3 protein-coding genes are annotated in these 4665 nt (G+C 75.1%); all 3 read left to right on the top strand.

The features are described from left to right. The first annotated feature begins 322 nt into the window (after positions 1-322). Entirely contained in the window at positions 323-2989 is a 2667-nt protein-coding gene (locus tag PSD17_RS17865) for a LuxR C-terminal-related transcriptional regulator (RefSeq protein ID WP_339123626.1), read from the top strand. Between the two features lie 99 nt (positions 2990-3088). Then, positions 3089-3691: a hypothetical protein gene (locus PSD17_RS17860; protein ID WP_103381142.1), complete on the top strand. Its 603-nt coding sequence runs from the start codon at positions 3089-3091 to the stop codon at positions 3689-3691. After that, the coding region (locus tag PSD17_RS17855; protein WP_339123625.1) for a carotenoid oxygenase family protein at positions 3688-4665 on the top strand (978 nt) is incomplete at its 3' end. The genes PSD17_RS17860 and PSD17_RS17855, both read left to right, overlap by 4 nt.

Below are 4665 nucleotides of genomic sequence, written 5' to 3'. Positions count from 1 at the left end.
TCGTCCCCAGCAACGGAAACTAGCCATAACCGAGGCCAGTTCCACCGTTCTTCTGACACTCCCCCACCGGGTGGCGCCGCCCCGCGCAGGCAGCAGGCAGGACTTGCGCGTGCCGCACCATGCCGGGAGACGTCGGGCCGAGGACCTCGCGTGCAACCACGCGGTCCCCGGTCGGTCGCCGAGCCGCGCCCGTCGGCGCCGGTAACGGATCTCCGTACGGGGCCGAACTCCTCGGCGTCGCCCGTCGACCACGTCGGGTGGTCCGACCGGTTGAGATCGGCTCGTCCGGATGATGGAGTAGGGGGCACGAGGGAGGCGGGCGATGGTGCTCGACGGGGGGCCGGAGGCGGGGCCGGGTTCCCTCGTGGGCCGCGACGCGCAGTTGGCGGTGCTGTCGCGCTGGTTCGATCGGGCGGCCGCGGGTCACGCCGCGCGGGTACTCGTGGGCGGCGACGCGGGTGTCGGCAAGACGGCGCTGGTCGACGCGTTCGTCGCCGGTCTGCCCGACGCCGTCGTCGTACGGGTCGAGGCGGACGGGGACCGACGACCCGGTGCGTTCCAGGAGCTGGTGGCGGCAGAGCTGGGTGCCGACCGCGCCCGGGACCCGACGAGCCTGCTGGAGCGGCTCGGGGCACGTCAAGAGGACGGGCCGGTCGTCGTCGTGCTGCACGACCTGCACGACGTCGACGAGGAGTCGGCGATCGGCCTGGCCCGCGCCGTACGGAGGCTGCACGCCGACCGCGTCCTCGTCGTCGCCACCGCCCGGGGCGACGGGCTCGGCCGGGTGTGGACGTCGTTGTTCGCCGACGGCCCTGACGCCGCGACGCTGCGGCTCGGCGGGCTCGATCCCGACGGTGTGCGGGAGCTCGTGTTCCGGCTGCGGCCCGGCCGGTGGAGCCGCGCGGTCACGTCGCGGCTGCACGCCGAGACCGAGGGCAACCCGCTGCACCTGACGACGTTGCTGCGCGAGCTGCCCGACGACGTGCTGCGCGGCGACTCGCCCTTGCCCGCGCCGCGCGCGCTCGCCGACGAGATCGCGAGCCGGACCGCGCGGCTGTCCGACGACGCCCACCGGGTCCTGGCCTGTCTCGTGGTGCTCGCCCGTCCCGCCGGGCGCAGCCTGCTGGCGCGCCTGACCGAGCTCGCGGACGTCGACGTCGACGCGGCCGCGCGGGAGCTGACGGCGGCCGGCCTGGTCGACGTCCTCGCTCTCGGCGCTCGGTCCACGATGCGAGTGCGCCATCCGCTGGTGCGAGCATCGGTGTACGACCGCCTGGATCCCTTGTGGCGCAGGGAGATTCATCTCGACCTCGCCGCAGCCGTCGGGGGCACGGCCGAGCTGGCCCATCGCGTTGCGGCCGCCGAGGGCCGCCCCGACCCCGGTCTCGCCGACGACCTGGAGGCCGCCGCGCGGTCCGAACCGACCGACGTCCGTGCGGCCGCGACCCGGTTGCTCGACGCCGCCGATCTCAGCCCGACGGCCGAGCTGGCCGAACGTCGGCTGCTCGCCGCGTGCGTGCTGCTGGTCGACGCCTACGACACCGACCGGCTCCTCGCCCGCGCTCCCGCGGTCCGGGCCGCCCGGCCGTGCCCCGAGCGCGACGTCGCGCTGGGATTCCTGCTCAGCCGGGATGCGGACCCTGCCGCGCACGCCCACCTGGAGAGCGCCCTGGAGGCCGCCGACGGCGATCCCGAGGTCCGTGCGCTCGCCGGGGTGCGGCTGGCGTTGGAACACATCTTCCGGGGCCGGGGTGTCGCTGCAGCGGCGGCCGCGGCGCGGGTGCCGGAGCTGACCCGCCGCCCGGTCCGCGCCGAGCAGGCGCTGGTCCTGCACGCTCTCGGTCGCGCGCTGAGCGAGGGGCCAGACGCCGGGCTCGACGTGCTGGCCGGGCACGTCGACCACGCGCTCGGGGCGGACCCTGCGATCACGGAGGGGACCCTGCACCTCGCGGCAGGGCGGATCGCGGCCGCGCGTTCCCGGCTGGAGGAGGGAATCGCCCGCTCGCGGCGCGGCGCACCCTCGTCGAGCACGCACCGCGCGCACTGCCACCTCGTCGAGGTTCTCTACCGCACCGGGCGTTGGGACCTCTCCGAGGCACAGGCCGACATCGCGCTCACCTGGTTCGTCGACGGTGACCGGGGTTGGGCGGAATCGACCGCCCACGCGGTTGCCGCACTGGTACCGGCCGCCCGCGGGCAGCGCGACCGCGCCGCGGAGCACTGCGCCGCGGCGCGCGCGTCGTTGGAACGGACGTTCAACCCTCAGGGCGCCCACGCACTCGCCCTGGCAGAGGCGACACTGTGCCGGGCCCTCGGGGACGCCGACGGGATGGCGCGGGCGCTGCGCCGGGTGCCGGCGACCGCGGCGGCCGGCGGGATGTCGTCGGCACCGTTCGCACCGTGGCGGCCGCTGCACGCCGAGGCGCTCGTCGGGAGCGGGGACCTCGCCGGAGCCCGCGCCGCGCTGCGATCCTGGCCGCGCACCGGTGCACCACTGTGGTTCCGGCTCGCCCGCCACCAGGTCCAGGCCAGGCTGGCGTTGGCCACCGGCGACACCGCCGCCGCCGAGATCACGCTGCGCGCTGCCGTGGCGACGGCCGAGCGCCACCCCGACGAGGTCGCCGACGAGTGCCCGGTGGAGCTCGCCGAGATCCGTGTGCTGCTGGGCGGGCTCCCGCACGTCCCCGACGGCCCCGAGCAGCTGCGAGCCGCGGCCGCCGTGTTCACCGAGATCGCCGCGACGCCGTGGCTGGACCGGATCCGCGCCGCGTCCACGCCGGCGGAGGCCGACCACGGCGACGCCGGGGCGCCGCCGCTCACCCCGCGCGAACGCCAGGTCGCCGACCTCGTCGCCCGGGGCCTGACCAGCCGGGAGGCCGCCGAGGTCCTCTGGGTCACCCCGAAGGCCGTGGACTTCCACCTCGGCAACGTGTTCGCGAAGCTCGGCATCTCCTCCCGGCGCCAGCTGCGGGGCCGCACCTTCGCCTGAGCCTGGGTGTTTCTCCCAGTGCTTGCGCGGTCGCCCGCGGGCACCGTCGGTCCCGGTGATCCCGGCGGCTCGCCGGGGCCGGACGGCCGAGGAGGGACCGTGCGCAACAGCATCGCAGCGGGCTTCGCGCCCTGGATCGTGTTCTGGGTGGTGTCCTCGCCCAGCACCTGGCAGTGGGCGTCGCTGGTCGCGCTCGTCATCTCGATCGGGCTCGTCGTCCCGTCGCTCCGCAAGCACGAGGGCGTCTCCGCACTCGACGTGGCAGGCCTGGTGTTCTTCGCCGTCCTGTCGGTCCTCGCGCTCGTCGTCGAGCGGTCGGCGCTGGAGACCCTCGAGAACTACGCGCAGGCCATCTCGATGGGGCTGCTCGCCGTGGTCGCGATCGGGGGTGTCCTGATCGGGCGGCCGTTCACCGCGTACTACGCCCGCCGCGAGGTGCCGCGGGAGCTCTGGGGGACGCGCGAGTTCCGGCGGATCAACCGTGTCATCAGCCTGGTCTGGGGTGCGGCGTTCGTCGTGGTCGCCGTCGCCGGGTTCGTCGCCGTCCGCTGGTCGGTCGCGGTCGACGTGCTGGAGTGGGTCGTGCCCGCGGTCGTGATCGTCGCGGCGGCGAAGTTCACCCAGGCCTACACCGGTCACGACGACGGACCGCCCGCAACGCACGACACGGCCGCCGGGACGACGTCGGGGCGTGCGTCGTGACGCTGCTACCCACCGGGGCGCACCCGGTCCCCGTCGACGTCTCGCTCGTCCCCGAGCTCTCCGGCCTGTTCGCGCCGACGACGGCCGAGCGCGACATCGGCCCGCTCGAGGTCGTCGGCGAGCTGCCGCCCGAGCTCGACGGGACCTACCTGCGCAACGGACCCAACCCCCGCTTCACCCCGATCGGCTCCTACACCTACCCGCTCGACGGTGACGGGATGATCCACGCCGTCCGCATCGACGACGGCCGGGTCAGCTACTCCAACCGTTTCGTCGAGACGCCCGCGCTCCGGGCCGAGGAACGAGCCGGGCACGCCCTGTGGAGCGGGCTGATGACGATGTACCGGCCCGACGCCACGGAGGTCGGGGCCGGGCTCGCGGGCACCCGCAAGGACCTGCCCGACATCAACGTCGTCCGGCACGCCGGCCGGACGCTCGCACTCGCGGAGGCGGCGCCGCCCTTCGCGCTCTCGCCGGAGCTGGCGACCCTGGGTCGTGAGACGTTCGGCGGGGCCCTGCCCGCCGGGATCACCGCGCATCCCAAGATCGACCCGCGGACCGGCGAACTGCTCGTCTTCTGCTACGGCATCGAGGCACCGTTCCTGACCTGGTCGGTCGTCGGACCGGACGGGACGATCCGGCGGACGCCGACCGTCGTCGACGGCGTCGAACGGCCGACGATGATCCACGACATGGCGATCACCGACCGGTTCGTCGTGCTCGTCGTCGCGCCGTACTACTTCGACATCGCCGCGGCGATGTCCGGCGGCAGCCTGCTCACCTGGCGTCCCGAGGACGGCACCCGGATCGCGCTCGTGCCCCGCGACGGCTCGCCGACCCGCTGGCTCACGACCGACGCGTTCTGGTGCTGGCACCTGGCCAACGCCTTCGACGACGGACCGGCGCCCGGCGGTGCCGCCGGCGCGGGCCCCGGGCCCGACGGTGCCGCCGGCGCGGGCCCCGGGCCCGACGGT

The organism is Pseudonocardia sp. D17 (assembly GCF_036984265.1).
In the GTDB taxonomy this organism is placed as follows: Bacteria; Actinomycetota; Actinomycetes; order Mycobacteriales; family Pseudonocardiaceae; genus Pseudonocardia; species Pseudonocardia benzenivorans.
This window is presented reverse-complemented; position numbering and strand designations above follow the sequence as displayed.

Coding starts and splice junctions, on each gene's coding strand:
- PSD17_RS17865 (WP_339123626.1), top strand. CDS start 323: ATGGTGCTCGACGGGGGGCCGGAGGCGGGGCCGGGTTCCCTCGTGGGC.